This is a genomic window from Ornithinibacillus bavariensis (assembly GCF_050433565.1).
In the GTDB taxonomy this organism is placed as follows: domain Bacteria; phylum Bacillota; class Bacilli; order Bacillales; family Amphibacillaceae; genus Ornithinibacillus; species Ornithinibacillus bavariensis.
On sequence record NZ_JBNPWZ010000005.1, the window covers coordinates 129,063 to 144,996 of the forward strand.

Below are 15,934 nucleotides of genomic sequence, written 5' to 3' on the forward strand. Positions count from 1 at the left end.
TCCTAATTAATAGAATTGAATACAAAATTGATGATATTGGTGTTGTGAACTTAAAAGGGAATCTAGTGAAAATCTAGAACTGTCCTCGCAACTGTAAGTGATGACGAAATAAGCATAACCACTGTATATAATATATACGGGAAGGGCTTATAGTAGGCTATTAATCACAAGTCAGTAGACCTGCCAGTATTCATTTGTATCAATGATCCCGAGGATAGGACAATTGAGACAATCAAGTACATAAGAGTATTGATTACTTATTATGGTTATGAGACTGTCAAAAGAGCTAACCTTGTTACGGGGTTAGCTCTATTTTTATACACCCTGTTCTCAACAGATTAAGTTAATGGAGGAGAAATCATGAAATCTATTTTATTTAAGTTATTCTCAATGCTACTAGTAATAGTTGTTTTAACAGGATGTACGAATGACGAAAAGACGGAAAGCAACAACAATAGCGGGCAAAATAACGCAACGCAAAATGAAAAATCTAATACTTCCGCAAATACAAAAGAAGACCAAGAAGAGGCCAAGGTTACCATTATCTTATCAAAGGATAAAGAGGCCGAAGTAATTGATGAAAAAGAAGTTGTTATCAAAGATGGCGATAATTTATTAGCAGTTATGAAAGCAAACTTTGACATGGTTGAAGAAGGTGGGTTTATAAAAGCGATTGAAGGTATAGAGTATGACGAAGCGAACAAAATGTCATGGATGTTTTCGGTAAATGGTGAGCCATCCATGGTAGGTGCAGGCGATGTAAAACTAAACGATGGAGATACGGTTAATTTTGATTACCAATCTTGGGAATGATTTAATTGAATATCTATAAAATTACTCTACTAGCATTACTTGCCACACTTGCTGTAGTTGGACGTATCGCAGTTAATTATATACCAAATGTCCAACCCGTAACTTCAGTTATTATTATTAGTGGCATTTTTTTAGGACCGATAGCTGGTTTTATTTTAGCGTTTTTAGTAACGTTTTTATCCAATATGATTCTAGGAACTGGCATTTGGACAATTTGGCAAATTCTAGCATGGGGAATTATCGGTATCTTGAGTGGTTTGATGGGAAAGGCGTTCAAAAAGATTCCGTTCATAGTCATTGTTATTTTTAGTTTTTTCAGTGGTTACCTATACGGGATTATTGTTTCGCTAACTAATTATCAAGTAACTGGTCAAGGCTTTATCGTATATTATTTAGCTGGACTGCCCTTTGATACGTATCATGCGATAGGAAATGCAGTGTTTATGCTATTGCTGTATCCAACAATAGCTTACGTATTTAAAAAATATATTAACAATCATTTGCATACGATTAACTAAAAAAAGGCTGACTTTATATTTGCAATTGTTAAAGTCAGCCTTTTTTTTATGCTATTCACCAAACTTTAATGGGTTACCATTAAACGGTTCTTCTGAAATCTTGATGGAGTTACTTGGACAACCCTCATAAGCATCTAACACATCATCCTCTTGTGATTCAGGAACTTCCTTATTTCCACTATTATGATCGATAGTTACATAAGCTAACCCTTCATCATCGTAATCAAAAATACCTGGACAAGTTAATCCACAAGCACCACAAGCAATACATGTTTCCTTATCAACTATTGTATACTTTATTCTCACAGCTGTTTTCCCCTTGTTACGTACTTTTTTGGTGCTCCACTATTATTTTAATAACTATCATTTTATAATTCAACCTTTGCCAACTGATGGTATGATAGAGATAGGATAGAAAGAGGTAGATTAGAATGTATTTCGAAGGGATAATATTAGATTGTATAACTGAAATTAATGAAAATAGAAGCATTTCTGGGATATTTCACCTATTAGTTGGAAAGAAATCGATACAATCTGTCCATGATGCAAGACTCTTTCAGCTAGAACAATATTACGGGATCTATCCAACATTACGTCGCATAGATTTACAAGCAATTGTTTCAAATTTACAACAGAAGAAATTAGTGGATAATGGGTCTAAGGATGGTTATTATCGAATTACAGAGAAAGGAAGAAGGCATTTAATTAAATTTAAAAAGTCCCCATTGTACGCTTATTATAGAGGCTTATTATATAATGGTACAGATGTTTTGTTTTTTAAAAGACTACATTTATTAATCCAGACATACTCAAATATACGAATGAAAAATACCGCTTTTATTCCTGTTGTGGACGACGTAGATGTAGCAGGTTGGGTAAAAGCCTTTTATAAGAAAAACTGGAGCGTGACTGCATCTTTAATCCTTTACGAGGAGCTTCATAAACTATTAAAAGGCCTTGAGGAAAGAGAAGCCGAAGTATTGGTGAATCGATTAAGTGGATACCATCACTACGGGATGAGCATGGATCAAATTGCTCTCAACTATCAATTATCGATACACGATGTTAATCTTCTTACAGTAGGAATAATTCATCAGATGATGTATCAGATTCATCGTCATAAAGAAGACTACCCAGTACTTTATCAGCTTATAATAGAAAATAATAATAACAAGTTTATTACCAAAACAGCAAACCAAACCTATCAACTCTTAATTGAACGGTACAGTCCAGAAACAATTGCTAAAATAAGAAAACTAAAATTAAATACGGTGTATGATCATATTGTTGAAATTGCATTATACGATAAAGAATTCTCAATTGAGCCCTTTGTGGATACAAAAACAAGAAAAGAGATAGTTTCCGTTATTAATCGTTGTAATAGTTATAAACTAAAGACAATTAAGGACAATTGCAATCCGTATATAAGTTATTTTCAAATACGATTAGTCTTAACAAGACTATAAGAAAGTTATTCAGAGGATGAGTTATATGAATAATACTTCCATATCCCTAGAACAAGTATTAGAAAGCAATTTTGGTTATAAAACATTTCGGATAGGGCAAAAAGAAATTATTATGGATATTTTAAATGGGAGCGATGTTTTAGGAATTCTCCCGACAGGTACAGGGAAGTCTATTTGTTATCAACTACCCTCTTTATTACTATCAGGAATAACGATTGTAGTATCCCCATTAATTTCTCTGATGATGGATCAAGTAAAACAATTAAAGTCTTCAGGATTTAAAGATGTTGTTGCTATTAATAGCTTTCTTGATTTTGACCAGAAAAGATATATTTATCAAACATTACAAGACTATAAACTAATCTTTGTTTCACCAGAGATATTACAACAGAAAGAACTGTTTCTTTATCTGAAACAACAAACCATTAGCTTATTTGTCATTGATGAGGCACATTGTATTTCTCAGTGGGGGCATGAATTTAGACCAGATTACCAAAAATTAAATAAGGTCTTAGAACAATTAGGAAATCCTCCTGTCCTTGCTCTTAGTGCAACAGCAACAAGAGAGGTACAACAAGACATCATAAAGTCTCTTGAAAGGCCATGGATGGTAAAGCATATTTATCCTATGGATCGAGAAAATATTATGCTTACTATTCAAGAAGTAGAAGATCAAGACGAAAAGCTTGAAGTATTAACGAGATACCTGTCCAACTATAAGGTACCAACGCTTATTTATTTTTCTAGTAAAGTGTCTTGTGAGAGTGTTGCCTTACAATTATCGGTACGGCTACCTAATCAACGAATCGCATACTACCATGGTGGTATGGAACAGATGGATCGAATTAGCATACAGCAACAGTTTATGAATGAACAATTAGATGTCATTTGCTGTACGAGCGCCTTTGGAATGGGGATAAATAAGAATAATATTAGATTAGTATTTCACTATCACTTTCCCGGTCAAATTGAATCCTATATACAGGAAATAGGTCGTGCAGGCAGAGATGGGAAAGAGAGCTTAAGTGTTCTCCTGTATTGTCGTCGAGATGAGGCTCTGCCAAAACAATTAATCCAAAGCGAGCTTCCGCAGGATGAGGATTTACGAAGGGTTTTTCGTTATATCCAAAAAGAAGCCGATAAACTAAGTTCACTTGATATATCTGATATTCAGACCCTATTTGAGATTAGTGAAACACAATGGAGGTTCATTTTAGTTCAGTTAGAAAAAAATAGCATAAGCCTGGAAAATGTTTTAAAATATGACCAAGATAGATTAGATAGATTATTGATGAAAATACAACAAGTTCGTGATGAACGCTTTAAGATAAAAATGTCTAAATATCATGAGATGCTAGCCTGGTTAAAGACAGAGAATTGTCTGCGAAAAGAACTATATACAAAGTTTCAGAATGACTACACTGTTTTAGAGAACCAATGCTGCAGTAATTGTGGAATAGCCTTAGACCTTTTTAATCCAGAACAAGCCAATAGTAATCCAAGACTAGCCATCAACTGGGAGAAAAGATTACATCAATTGTTAGTAGGGGAAAATGATGAAACAAAGTGAACTACTTAAACATATAACTGATGATGAATTAAGGAAATCGGTTGTTTATTCACAATTTCTATTTTTAATTATTGGGCTTGTATTAAGCGTATTCTTACTTGATGGGTTATTGGCTTGGACTAGCTTAATTCAATTGGATGTGAAGGAAGTAGTTTATTATGGTGTTCTTCCGGGAATTGGTATCATACTTATTGACCTTCTCCTTATGCACTTCCTTCCGATGGATTATTTTGACGATGGTGGAATTAATAAACGCGTATTTTCTAACCTCTCCATACCGAAAATAATCCTCCTAACAATGTTAATTGCTATAGCAGAAGAAGTACTTTTTCGCGGTATTATTCAAACGACATTTGGGTTTATTTTTGCAAGTCTTTTGTTTGCAGTAGTTCATGTGCGTTATTTAAAAAAGCCAGTATTATTAGCTTCTATCGTGCTTGTTAGTTTTTTACTAGGATTATTGTATGAGATTACTGAAAATCTACTTGTAACAATAGTTGCCCATTTTACTGTGGATGTATTATCAGGATTATTAATTCGCTTTAAGTATCGGGGGGATTAGAATTGGAAGAAATTAAAAAAGAGTACGATGATCAGGCGAAAGAGCTTCGAGCGATAATTAACGAGCTACAAGAAAATACAGATGATTCATCCACTATTTCTTCAAGAGAGATACAGGAAGAAAAAGTGCCAGAACAGGACGTGGACACGGAAATGAATGTGTTAAATCTACCTCCTCGTAAAGAAGTCCACAGTCAAAAGAAAAAAAGGACACGGATAAAATTTAGTAAGCCTTTTATTCGCTTAGTGATTGTTGTGGTACTAATAATTATTTTCGGGGTGCTGTTTTTCTTGAATAGCGATGTTTTTTAATACGGAAGGGTAACTCAGCTACTATACGGAGCTATTCCGTTTAAACTTGTATACCGTTCAACAATTGCAAAGTTGGCATATACTATATTAAACATTATCCATATTTGATTTCATTTTTGACTGGAATGAAAGATAGAGTTCTAATTACTGAGGAGGATGCTATGTGAGAGTAGAACGGGTGTCCAGCAGTCAATTTACAATTTTTTTAACGTTTGACGATTTAGTTGAACGTGGATTTAATAAAGAGGATTTGTTCTTTGATGCCTCAAGCATCCAAAATCTTTTTACGGAAGTTATGTATGAAGCCAGTACTGAACTTGGCTTTGAGCTTGAGGGTAAGCTTTTTGTGCAGGTTTATTTAATGCAAGCACAAGGTATGCATGTGATTGTCACACAGAACTCTGAGAATATAGATTGGGATGAGGATTTCATTGAAATGAAAGTAACACTTGATGAAAGCAAAGAACTGATTTTTTCTTTTGATGATTTCGAAAACGTCATTCGAGTTACCAATTATTTAAACACCTTAAATGTTCAAGGTGGTCAAGTGTTTTATATGGGAAATCGATATTATATGTTATTAAGACGTAATGATTTAAATGGAAATAATAAAGAAAATATTATTGCATTAATGTCTGAATTTGCCAGTCCTAGTATAGTAACCTCATATCGATTGAAGGAATACGGAAAGGTTATTATAAACGCAAATGCAATACAAACAATCATGGAGACATTCAATAAATAACTATATTTTTTAAAATAAAACTAGCATCTCTTGTAAAATAGGTATTCGTATGAAGCGCTTTCATTTTTTTGAAATTTTATGAGGGTTTTGTATTGCATATTTAGATTTAACGTGTATACTAATCTCTGAGAATAGCTATTATAAATATTTATTGATCCTTAGGAGGTAAATTCATGGTAGCCGAGAAAGCAGCAGATTCTACCAAAGAGGCAAAGAAACAAATGGATGTACTTAGTTCAACACAAGCTGTTGTTAAGAACGCACTGGAGAAATTGGGTTACCCTGATGAAGTTTATGAGTTATTAAAAGAACCGCTTCGTATGATGACTGTACGTATTCCAATAAAAATGGATGATGGTTCAACTAAAATCTTCACTGGTTATCGTGCGCAACACAATGATGCTGTTGGTCCTACAAAAGGTGGAATCCGATTCCATCCTGACGTGACTGAAACAGAGGTTAAAGCTCTTTCTATGTGGATGAGTTTAAAAGCAGGAATTGTTGACTTACCGTATGGTGGGGGAAAAGGTGGTATCATTTGTGATCCACGTGATATGTCTTTTCGTGAGCTTGAAGCATTAAGTCGTGGTTATGTGCGTGCAATTAGTCAGATAGTTGGTCCAACGAAGGATATTCCTGCTCCTGACGTATTTACAAACTCACAAATTATGGCTTGGATGATGGATGAATATAGTAGAATGGATGAATTCAATAGTCCAGGCTTCATCACAGGTAAACCAATTGTTTTAGGAGGCTCACACGGTAGAGAATCTGCAACGGCAAAAGGAGTTACTATCTGTATTAATGAGGCAGCTAAAAAGCGTAATATGAGTGTAAAAGGTGCGAAAGTTATTGTTCAAGGATTTGGTAATGCGGGAAGCTTCTTATCTAAATTCCTACATGACGAAGGTGCAATTGTAGTAGGTATCTCTGACGCTTATGGTGCATTGTATGATCCTGAAGGTCTAGATATTGATTATCTACTTGACCGAAGAGACAGCTTTGGAACAGTAACAAAATTATTTAATAATACAATTTCGAACAAAGAATTATTAGAAAGCGAATGCGATATTCTCGTTCCTGCTGCAGTTGAAAATCAAATTACTGAGGATAATGCACATAATATTAAGGCAAGTATTGTGGTAGAAGCAGCTAATGGTCCTACTACAATGGAAGCTACGAAAATTTTAACTGAGCGTGGAATTTTACTTGTTCCAGACGTACTTGCATCTGCTGGTGGTGTCACCGTATCGTATTTTGAGTGGGTGCAAAATAATCAAGGATATTACTGGTCTGAAGAAGAAGTTGAAGAGAAGCTTTATGCTACGATGATCAAGGCATTTAACGCGATATATGATACAGCTCAAACAAGACAAGTTGATATGCGTCTAGCTGCTTACATGGTTGGTGTTAGAAAAATGGCAGAAGCATCACGTTTCCGTGGCTGGGTATAAATTATAACATGAATATATGAAGAACCCTTATCTATATTAGATGAGGGTTTTATAATTTTTAATTTATATAATTGATGCTATGATAAATGAAGAACGTATAAAAGGTTCTCTAATGAGAATGCAAGGAATGAGAAAAGGAAGTGCAACAATGGAACAAAAAGAAAAAGTCATTATAGTTGGTGCTGGTCCTTGCGGTTTAGCAGCTGCAATTGCCTTACAAGAACAAGGGATTGATGCGTTACTACTTGAAAAAGGAAATATCGCCAATTCTATATATAATTACCCAACCCACCAAACTTTTTTTAGTTCAAGTGATAAACTGGAAATCGGTGGTATTCCCTTCATTACTGAAAGACAGAAACCAGTTAGAAATCAAGCATTAGCATACTATAGAAATGTTGCTGAAAGAACAGACTTACGTATCAATTCTTTTGAAAAAGTAACAGCTCTTAAGAAAATAGATAATAAATTTAAGGTAACTTCTGAAAAAATTTCTGGTGAAGCAGGCTATTACTTAGCTGATTTTGTCATCATTGCTACTGGATATTATGGTCAACCAAACTATATGCATATTCCTGGTGAAAATTTACCGAAAGTAATGCATTACTTTAAAGAAGGACACCCATATTATAAGAAAAATGTTGTCATTATTGGTGGTAAAAATTCAGCTGTAGATGCAGCATTAGAACTCCATAAAGCAGGAGCAATTGTTACTGTACTATATCGTGGAGACTCTTATTCTAAAAGCATAAAGCCATGGATATTGCCTGATTTTGACTCATTAGTGAGAAAAGGGAGCATCCAGATGGTATTTAATGCAGAAGTTACGAATATCACTAAGCATTCTGTTTGTTATACGGCAAATGAGGAAAAATTTGAAATAGATAATGATTTTGTCTTTGCCATGACAGGCTATAGACCGAATTTCGCATTAATAAAGGAACTAGGAGTTCAATTCAATTCAGAAAACGGTAAGCCTTTCTATGATGAGGATACGTACGAAACCAATATTGAAGGCGTCTTTATAGCAGGTGTTGTTGCTGCTGGAAATAATAATAATGAGATTTTTATTGAGAATGGTAGATTTCATGGAGAAAAAATTGCAAATGCCATAGTAAAAAGGTAAAACTATACTCCGTGTACCGATAAAGCAATATTCATAAGTAATAATTAAGAAGCCTGGTTTTCAGGCTTCTTTCCATTACATTTACATTTATGACTCGTTTTCAAATATCTCCTGTATTACATGGTGATCTGTCGTGTTTTCCAGGGAGATTAGTAACTTAAGTCTTGCTTTTGGCCCGGTTAGTCCATTGGAAAAGATAATCCCTAAGTCTTGTAATTGTTTTCCACCGCCCTCATAAGCATATGTAGGCTGCACTATGCCGCGAAAACTTCTTGATACTAATACGATAGGAATTTGATCTGCTAGAATTCTTTTTATTGCTGGTAGTGTTTCTTTTGGCAGATTCCCTTGACCAAGTGCTTCAACGACAATTCCGTCTGGTCGCCCATGATGAATGGAATCAAAAATCTGGCTATCCATACCAGCATATGCTTTTAGTAAAAAGACATTTTTCGAAATGTTATCAACTGGATAGGTTGTTCTCGAAACCAATTGGTGATGAAAAATGATCGACTCTTTTGTAATTATTCCTAATGGTCCATATTGCGGACTTTGAAATGTTGCAATATTACTAGTAGACGTTTTGGTAACATTTATGGCACTGTGAATTTCATCATTCATCACAACCAAGACACCTTTCGAATATGCATCCGGACTAAGCGTAACTCGAATGGAGCTGATGAGATTATACAATGCATCTGAACCAATTTCATTACTAGAACGCATTGCCCCTGTAATAATTACCGGTTTTTCCGTATCTAACACTAAATCTAAGAAGTATGCCGTTTCTTCCAAAGTATCTGTTCCATGTGTAATTACTATTCCATCAAATTCAAGCAGTAAATTCTCAACTGTTTTTGCTAGGCTAAGCATATGTTGTGGGGTAATATGTGGTGATGGTAGTGAATATGCGTTGTATTCATCTATTGTCACATCATCACCGAAATTATATGGGATATTTGCAAGTGGATGTTCACCACCTGTAATATTTACTTCGCCGGTTTCTTTATTTTCAAGCATGGAAATCGTGCCGCCAGTATGAACGATCATTATCTTTTTCATTCATAACACCTACAATTCTGTAATATTATGTATTTCCAATCCTTCTATTAAATGGTACCATGGAAATAGAACAAGGGGAAAGGGAATATTTATGCTGGCAATTATAACTTCGGGAGTAGCTCCAGCACTAGCTCTTTTGTCTTTTTTCTATTTAAAGGACAAAATTACCGAGCCACTTCCACTCATTATTCGTACCTTTATATCTGGTTGTTTAATCGTTTTTCCAATCATGTTTATTCAATATGCATTTCAAAGTGATCAAATTGGGAATTTATTTATCCAATCTTTTTTTGTAGTCGCTTTTTTAGAAGAATTTTTTAAATGGTTTTTATTTTTATATTTAATTTATCAGCATACAGAATTTGATGCACACTATGATGGTATCGTTTATGCTGTGTCAATTAGTTTGGGATTTGCTTCTATCGAAAATATTCTTTATCTATTAGTGAATGGAATTCAATATGCATTCACAAGAGCCTTATTCCCAGTTTCCTCCCATGCGTTATTTGGTGTTATTATGGGATATTATTTTGGAAAAGCAAAAATGAACAATCATTATGTTGGTGGGAATATCTTCTTAGCCTTAATAATTCCAATAATATTACATGGAATTTATAATTTTATATTAGGAACAGTACATGAAAATTGGGCATTATTTGCTGTTCCATTTATGATTATTCTATGGTTTTTCGGTTTACATCGAATGAAGATTGCAATTACCGCATAATAATATAATTTTTCTTAAGAAGACTGTGTCAGCCTTAAAAGGTTATGTTCACAGTCTTTTTTTATTAAAATATGAACGTTTAATTCGCATACCTTATTAAAAAATGGATTCTCATGCATAAAATGATTGATTCATCGAAAAATAGATACTACTAGATAATCAAGAAAGCGAGAGGAATCCAGATGAATTCTAAAAAATTCTTCCTTTTACTTATTATATGTTTACTTGTGATTGGACTTCAAGGAACTAGTCATCCTAATAGTGTAGATGCCTTTACAAATCAGGTTATCCAACGCGGTGCGGTTGGAAATGATGTTATTGAATTACAAGCAAGGCTTCAATACATTGGCTATTATCGTGGAAAAATAGATGGCGTTTTTGGTTGGGGCACATATTGGGCACTTCGAAACTTTCAGAATGATTATGGACTAGATATTGATGGTCTTGCTGGACTAAAGACAAGACAAAAGCTAGTTAGTGTCAGTAGGTTTGATGGGAAATGGGTTCACACGCAAATAGCGAAGGGTAATGATTTTACCTACTATGGTGGGACCGATTTAAATAAACAAGTAAAACCGAAGAGAAACACTGGAGGCAGAGCAAATACTACTCCATCAAAGCAACAACCTAAAACACCGACACCTAATACAGGTAATAATACTGCAAATACACCTCAAACGACCCCAGCAGTTAATGTACCACAAGGATACTCTCAAAATGATATCAACCTGATGGCCAATGCGGTACATGGGGAATCACGTGGAGAACCCTATGAGGGACAGGTTGCAGTAGCTGCTGTCATATTAAATCGCGTTGAAAGTGCTTTGTTTCCAAATACCGTATCAGGCGTGATTTTTGAGCCTAGAGCATTCACAGCGGTTGCAGATGGCCAAATTTGGTTAACACCTAACGAACAATCGAAGCAAGCAGTTCTTGATGCAATTAATGGTTGGGATCCAACTGGAGGTGCGATATATTATTTTAACCCAGAAACAGCTACATCAAGCTGGATTTGGGGCAGACCGCAAATAAAACAAATCGGAAAGCATATTTTCTGTAAATAGAGGTGAGAAAGCATGTTACGATGGATTTCTATTGTTGTGTTAGTTATCGGTGTTGCCGGAACTGCTGCGTGGGGTTATAAAGAGCATCAAGAAAAAAATGCAATCTTATTGCAAGCAGAAAATACGTATCAAAGAGCCTTTCACGAGCTCTCATACAATATGGATTTAATGCACGATAAAATTGGAACTGCAATTGCCATGAATTCTAGAGAACGTTTGTCACCACAGCTTGCAGAAATTTGGCGATTAACTTCCGATGCGTTATCCAATGTCGGGCAATTACCACTAACCCTTTTACCATTTAATAAAACTGAAGAATTTTTGTCCAATATCGGAGACTTTACGTATCGTACAGCAGTTCGAGATTTGAAAAAAGATCCTTTAACAGATAAAGAATTAGACACCTTAAATAATTTATACACGCAAGCTGGAGAAATTAAAGACGAGCTTAGACAGGTGCAATATGCGGCAATGGAAAATAATCTTCGCTGGATGGATGTTCAGCTAGCATTGGCTACAGATGATGAGCAAGCTGATAATACAATAATTGATGGGTTTAAAACAGTTGAAAAAAAGGTTGAGGGATTCTCTGAAGGAACAGTGGATCCTACTACCCCTGGAAGTTCCTCAGAAAATCATCAATATGAAAATGTAAAGGGTAAGAAAATAAGTCAAAAAGACGCAATCAAATATAGTAGGCAATTATTTAATGTGAATGGGACTAAAGATTTAAACGTAACGAAGACAGGAGATGGAGCATCCATTCCGTTATATAGTGTTTCTTATTCAGATGGAAACAAGCGAGCTTATTTAGATCTCACTCAGCAAGGTGGCAATCCTATTACGCTAATTGTGAATAGACCAGTTGGTGAGAAAAAGATTAGTCTTAATGAAGGCTTTGTCCAGGCAGAAAAATATATCAAAAAGCATGGATTTGAGAATATGGAACTTTTGAATAGTAGTCAATATGATAACATAGGTAACTATACGTTTGTTTATAATCAAAATGGTGTTCGAGTTTTCTCGGATGCAATTGAAGTTAAGGTTGCACTTGATAATGGTGAAATACTTGGCTTAACAGCGAATAATTACTACATGAATCATCATAAACGAGATATTCCAAAACCTTCTATTGATAAGGAAGAGGCAAAGGATTTTGTTAACCCAAATGTTGAGATACAGGAAGAGTTCCTTGCTGTTATTACAAATGATTTGGGAGATGAAGTTTTAACCTATGAATTCTTAGGTATTCTCGGTGATGACACATACCGGATATTCATAAACGCGATGGATGGAACAGAGGAAAAAGTTGAAAAACTCAATGGAAAAGAAATTAATTACGCAGGAATTTAATTTGGGAAAGGTATTTGTCCTTTCCCTTTTTTCATTTTTTTGTGATAATGGAATAGAGAGTGTATCTTTCAGTTGAGATATAATGTGGGGGATAAGCATGAAGATAGGCAGTTTTTTAACTCTTGAAGCATTTGAACAAGAATTGGGCGATTATGAAAAGTATCGTTGTAAAGTGGTGGATATGAATAAACAATATGTTTATATTGATTATCCAGTACACATAAAAACGAAAAGAACTTCTATGTTTCGAATTGGCACACATATAATTGCTGAATATATAGGAGATGACCAATCCGTATATCGGTTTAATACGGTAATAAAAGAAAAGCGTAAGGGAAAAATACCAACACTTGTAATTGAATTACCAAAGGAAGACGAGATTAAACGTGTACAACGAAGACAATATGTAAGAGTTGAAGCTTCTGTCGATGTAGCCATTCATAGCACTAATCAAAAATTTCCTCCTTTTACTACGGTATCTACTGATATTAGTGGTGGAGGACTTTCTATTGTTGTTCCTAAACATATAAGTATTGGGGAAAACGAGGAAATAAATCTCTATCTTGTTCTTCCTATGCATTCTGGTAAATACTATTATCTTCATTTATCAGGTGAAATTGTAAGAGTTATAAAGAATGAATCTTCAGCAAATACCGCATCAATCAAATTATTATCATTAAGTGAGCAGGATAAACAGGTTATAATCCTATACTGCTTCGAAAAACAACGTGAAGCAAGGCAAAAAGAAACACAGTAAAATTAAGTCAACGGTTTAGATGAGAGGAATGATTGGAACTTATGAACAAAAAAATAGCTATAGCGATTGATGGTCCTGCAGCGGCTGGTAAAAGTACAGTAGCAAAAATAGTAGCCGCAAAGCTTTCCTATATTTATATAGATACAGGTGCAATGTATCGTGCTATTACGTTAAAGGCTTTGGAAAAATTGGTTGATGTTCATGATGAAAGTGCATTAGAGGAATTACTTAAGTCTACAGACATCCAACTGATCCAGAAAGCTGATGGTCAGCGTGTATACTTAGATGAACATGACGTTACAATGAATATACGTTCCAAGGAAGTAACAAATAATGTTTCCTATGTTTCCCAGCATCCAAAAGTAAGGGTAGATATGGTAGCTCGACAGCAAAAACTTGCTGAACGGCGTGGCGTAGTTATGGATGGGCGTGATATCGGTACCAAGGTAATCCCAGATGCAGAAGTGAAGATTTTTCTAGTAGCTTCGGTTGAAGAACGGGCAAAAAGGCGTCATGAAGAGAATTTGTCTAAAGGTTTTTCCTCTGATTTAGAGGAATTGAAAAAAGAAATAGAAAAACGAGATTTAATAGATTCAAAACGTGAAGCTTCACCATTAGTAAAAGCAGAAGATGCAATAGAAATTGACACCACTTCATTAACTATTGAAGAGGTTGCAGACTGTATTCTACGTGAAGTGAATAAATTTACTCAATAAATAAATGATAATGATGAATAGATTAATACATTGCAATGATTATCTCGCTTGACAAATAAATGCAAATATTAGAAGTTATTAAAAGAGGGTCTATGATGCAGGCGGAACGTTTTCTTTCACCCTTGCGTCTTTCGTATTTATGGAATAGGAGGAATTGGAATGAGTGAATTAAACCAAGATAATCTAAATGTACAAGTTGGGGATCAAGTGACAGGAAAAGTAGTTAAGATTGAAGAAAAACATGTTCTTGTTGACTTTGGGTATAAAACGGAAGGAATCATACCTATAAGTGAACTATCTAATCTACACATCGAGACGCCTAATGAAGTAGTGAATGTTGGTGATGAATTAACATTATCCGTAAAAAAAGTGGAAGATGATGAAGTTATACTTTCCAAAAAAGTAGTAGATCGCGAGCTTGCTTGGGAGGATTTAGAGAATAAATACGAGCAAGGAGAAGTTTTTAATGTTCAGGTTAAGGAAGTAGTAAAAGGTGGACTAGTGGCAGATGTAGGTGTACGAGGCTTTATTCCTGCATCACTAGTTGAAACGTTTTTTGTTGATGATTTTTCCGATTACCAGGACAGAACTTTGGAAGTCAAGATAGTTGAATTAGATAAGGAGCAAAACCGTGTCGTTCTTTCCCATCGTGCTGTTGTGGAAGAAGAACAGGCAAATGAAAAAGCAAAAGTTCTAAAAACAATTGAAGCGGGTCAAGTGTTAGAAGGAACTGTTGAACGAATTACAGATTTCGGGGTATTTGTTGATTTGGGTGGTATTGACGGATTAGTACATATCTCACAATTAGCACATGAACATGTTCGCAATGCTGCTGACGTAGTTGCAGTAGGTGAAAAGGTGAAGGTTGAAGTACTATCAATTGATCGTGATAATGAACGTATTTCTTTATCCAGAAAGAAACTTCTTCCTGGACCATGGGCAGGCGTTGAAGAAAAAATTAAACCTGGACAAGTGGTTGAAGGTACGGTTAAGCGATTAGTTAGTTTTGGAGCGTTTATTGAGGTTTTACCAGGTGTTGAGGGTTTAGTTCATATTTCTCAAATCGCTAATCGACATATCGGCACACCTCAGGAGGTTTTAGAGGTTGGACAAAAGGTTGATGTAAAAGTTCTAGATATGAACGAAGAAGAAGAAAGGTTGTCTTTAAGTATTAAAGAACTTGAAGCAGAACAAGAATCTGTAGAATTTAAGCAATACGAAAAAGTTGAAGAACAATCTCACTTCCAATTTGGTGAATTAATTGGCGATAAATTAGATAAATTTAAACAACAATAAATAGTCAATGCTCCTTTCGCGAGTAAGCGGAAGGAGTTTTTTATGTTAGAACGTATTATAGCTTTTTCGAGCTGTTTATATAACCACTTCTAGCGAATAAATTAAGCTTGTAGTAGTTAATCCATACTAGGAGAATTACGGTCCTATTGAAATAAAGCTAAGGATTAAAGTGAATATGCTTGAGGATAGTCAAAATTAGATTTTTTTAGAATAGAAGAGAGAATTCCAGCATGGAATGGTGTGTAGAAAGTTGTAACCTGTTGAAGGTGAAGGATAATAGTAAACCTCTTCATTCAACAGGATGTTTATTTTATTGTTAATTGCTTTCTACGATTTTATTAGAATATGATATGATGAAAAGACTAGTTTACTATAGAAAAGCTAAAACTTTCTG

The 15,934-nt window shown here is 34.8% G+C and carries 17 protein-coding genes and 1 riboswitch; of the genes, 15 read left to right on the forward strand and 2 right to left on the reverse strand.

Going from position 1 to position 15,934, the window contains the following annotated elements; translation table 11 throughout:
- Positions 1 to 20 precede the first annotated feature (20 nt).
- Positions 21 to 202: riboswitch (cobalamin riboswitch) on the forward strand.
- Positions 203 to 360: 158 nt separating this feature from the next.
- Positions 361 to 813 (forward strand): DUF4430 domain-containing protein, encoded by a 453-nt coding sequence (locus HNR27_RS10785; RefSeq protein ID WP_429339732.1) that lies wholly within the window; start codon positions 361 to 363, stop codon positions 811 to 813.
- 5 nt (positions 814 to 818) lie between these two features.
- Entirely contained in the window at positions 819 to 1,331 is a 513-nt protein-coding gene (locus tag HNR27_RS10790) for an ECF transporter S component (RefSeq protein WP_429339733.1), read from the forward strand.
- 51 nt (positions 1,332 to 1,382) lie between these two features.
- On the opposite strand, the gene HNR27_RS10795 is transcribed toward HNR27_RS10790, so the two are convergent.
- A complete protein-coding gene (locus HNR27_RS10795; RefSeq protein WP_429339816.1) occupies positions 1,383 to 1,631 on the reverse strand; it encodes a ferredoxin in 249 nt (82 codons plus the stop codon).
- 131 nt (positions 1,632 to 1,762) lie between these two features.
- On the opposite strand from HNR27_RS10795, the gene HNR27_RS10800 reads away from it, so the two are divergent.
- The 7 genes from HNR27_RS10800 to HNR27_RS10830 all read left to right on the forward strand — a co-directional run bounded on the left by HNR27_RS10800 (position 1,763) and on the right by HNR27_RS10830 (position 8,565).
- Positions 1,763 to 2,797 carry a YpbB family protein gene (locus HNR27_RS10800; RefSeq protein WP_429339734.1) on the forward strand — a complete coding sequence of 345 codons (1,035 nt, stop codon included), beginning with the start codon at positions 1,763 to 1,765 and terminating at the stop codon, positions 2,795 to 2,797.
- Positions 2,798 to 2,822: 25 nt separating this feature from the next.
- On the forward strand, positions 2,823 to 4,367 hold the full coding sequence (locus HNR27_RS10805; RefSeq protein WP_429339735.1) for a RecQ family ATP-dependent DNA helicase: 1,545 nt from the start codon (positions 2,823 to 2,825) through the stop codon (positions 4,365 to 4,367).
- Positions 4,351 to 4,929 carry a CPBP family intramembrane glutamic endopeptidase gene (locus HNR27_RS10810; protein WP_429339736.1) on the forward strand — a complete coding sequence of 193 codons (579 nt, stop codon included), beginning with the start codon at positions 4,351 to 4,353 and terminating at the stop codon, positions 4,927 to 4,929. The genes HNR27_RS10805 and HNR27_RS10810 overlap by 17 nt, the downstream gene beginning before the upstream one ends.
- 2 nt (positions 4,930 to 4,931) lie before the next feature.
- Positions 4,932 to 5,240 carry a hypothetical protein gene (locus HNR27_RS10815; protein WP_429339737.1) on the forward strand — a complete coding sequence of 103 codons (309 nt, stop codon included), beginning with the start codon at positions 4,932 to 4,934 and terminating at the stop codon, positions 5,238 to 5,240.
- 163 nt (positions 5,241 to 5,403) lie between these two features.
- Positions 5,404 to 5,985: a genetic competence negative regulator gene (locus HNR27_RS10820; protein ID WP_212921940.1), complete on the forward strand. Its 582-nt coding sequence runs from the start codon at positions 5,404 to 5,406 to the stop codon at positions 5,983 to 5,985.
- A gap of 173 nt (positions 5,986 to 6,158) precedes the next feature.
- Positions 6,159 to 7,439, forward strand: a complete 1,281-nt coding sequence (locus tag HNR27_RS10825; RefSeq protein ID WP_212921939.1) for a Glu/Leu/Phe/Val family dehydrogenase — start codon at positions 6,159 to 6,161, stop codon at positions 7,437 to 7,439.
- A 148-nt stretch (positions 7,440 to 7,587) separates the two neighbouring features.
- Positions 7,588 to 8,565 carry a YpdA family putative bacillithiol disulfide reductase gene (locus HNR27_RS10830; protein ID WP_429339738.1) on the forward strand — a complete coding sequence of 326 codons (978 nt, stop codon included), beginning with the start codon at positions 7,588 to 7,590 and terminating at the stop codon, positions 8,563 to 8,565.
- Between the two features lie 87 nt (positions 8,566 to 8,652).
- On the opposite strand, the gene HNR27_RS10835 is transcribed toward HNR27_RS10830, so the two are convergent.
- Positions 8,653 to 9,627, reverse strand: coding sequence for an asparaginase (locus HNR27_RS10835; protein ID WP_212921937.1), 975 nt, complete (start codon positions 9,625 to 9,627; stop codon positions 8,653 to 8,655).
- A 91-nt stretch (positions 9,628 to 9,718) separates the two neighbouring features.
- Here HNR27_RS10835 and prsW point away from each other — a divergent pair, with 91 nt between their 5' ends.
- From prsW to rpsA, 6 genes are all read left to right on the forward strand, one after another.
- On the forward strand, positions 9,719 to 10,354 hold the full coding sequence (gene prsW / locus HNR27_RS10840) for a glutamic-type intramembrane protease PrsW (protein ID WP_212921936.1): 636 nt from the start codon (positions 9,719 to 9,721) through the stop codon (positions 10,352 to 10,354).
- A 182-nt stretch (positions 10,355 to 10,536) separates the two neighbouring features.
- Positions 10,537 to 11,418 carry a spore cortex-lytic enzyme gene (gene sleB / locus HNR27_RS10845; RefSeq protein ID WP_212921935.1) on the forward strand — a complete coding sequence of 294 codons (882 nt, stop codon included), beginning with the start codon at positions 10,537 to 10,539 and terminating at the stop codon, positions 11,416 to 11,418.
- Positions 11,419 to 11,430: 12 nt separating this feature from the next.
- Positions 11,431 to 12,771, forward strand: a complete 1,341-nt coding sequence (gene ypeB, locus HNR27_RS10850) for a germination protein YpeB (protein WP_429339739.1) — start codon at positions 11,431 to 11,433, stop codon at positions 12,769 to 12,771.
- Between the two features lie 97 nt (positions 12,772 to 12,868).
- Positions 12,869 to 13,528: a flagellar brake protein gene (locus tag HNR27_RS10855; RefSeq protein WP_429339740.1), complete on the forward strand. Its 660-nt coding sequence runs from the start codon at positions 12,869 to 12,871 to the stop codon at positions 13,526 to 13,528.
- Positions 13,529 to 13,569: 41 nt separating this feature from the next.
- On the forward strand, positions 13,570 to 14,244 hold the full coding sequence (gene cmk / locus HNR27_RS10860; RefSeq protein WP_429339741.1) for a (d)CMP kinase: 675 nt from the start codon (positions 13,570 to 13,572) through the stop codon (positions 14,242 to 14,244).
- A gap of 159 nt (positions 14,245 to 14,403) precedes the next feature.
- Positions 14,404 to 15,540: a 30S ribosomal protein S1 gene (rpsA, locus tag HNR27_RS10865; protein ID WP_429339742.1), complete on the forward strand. Its 1,137-nt coding sequence runs from the start codon at positions 14,404 to 14,406 to the stop codon at positions 15,538 to 15,540.
- The last annotated feature ends 394 nt before the right edge of the window (positions 15,541 to 15,934 follow it).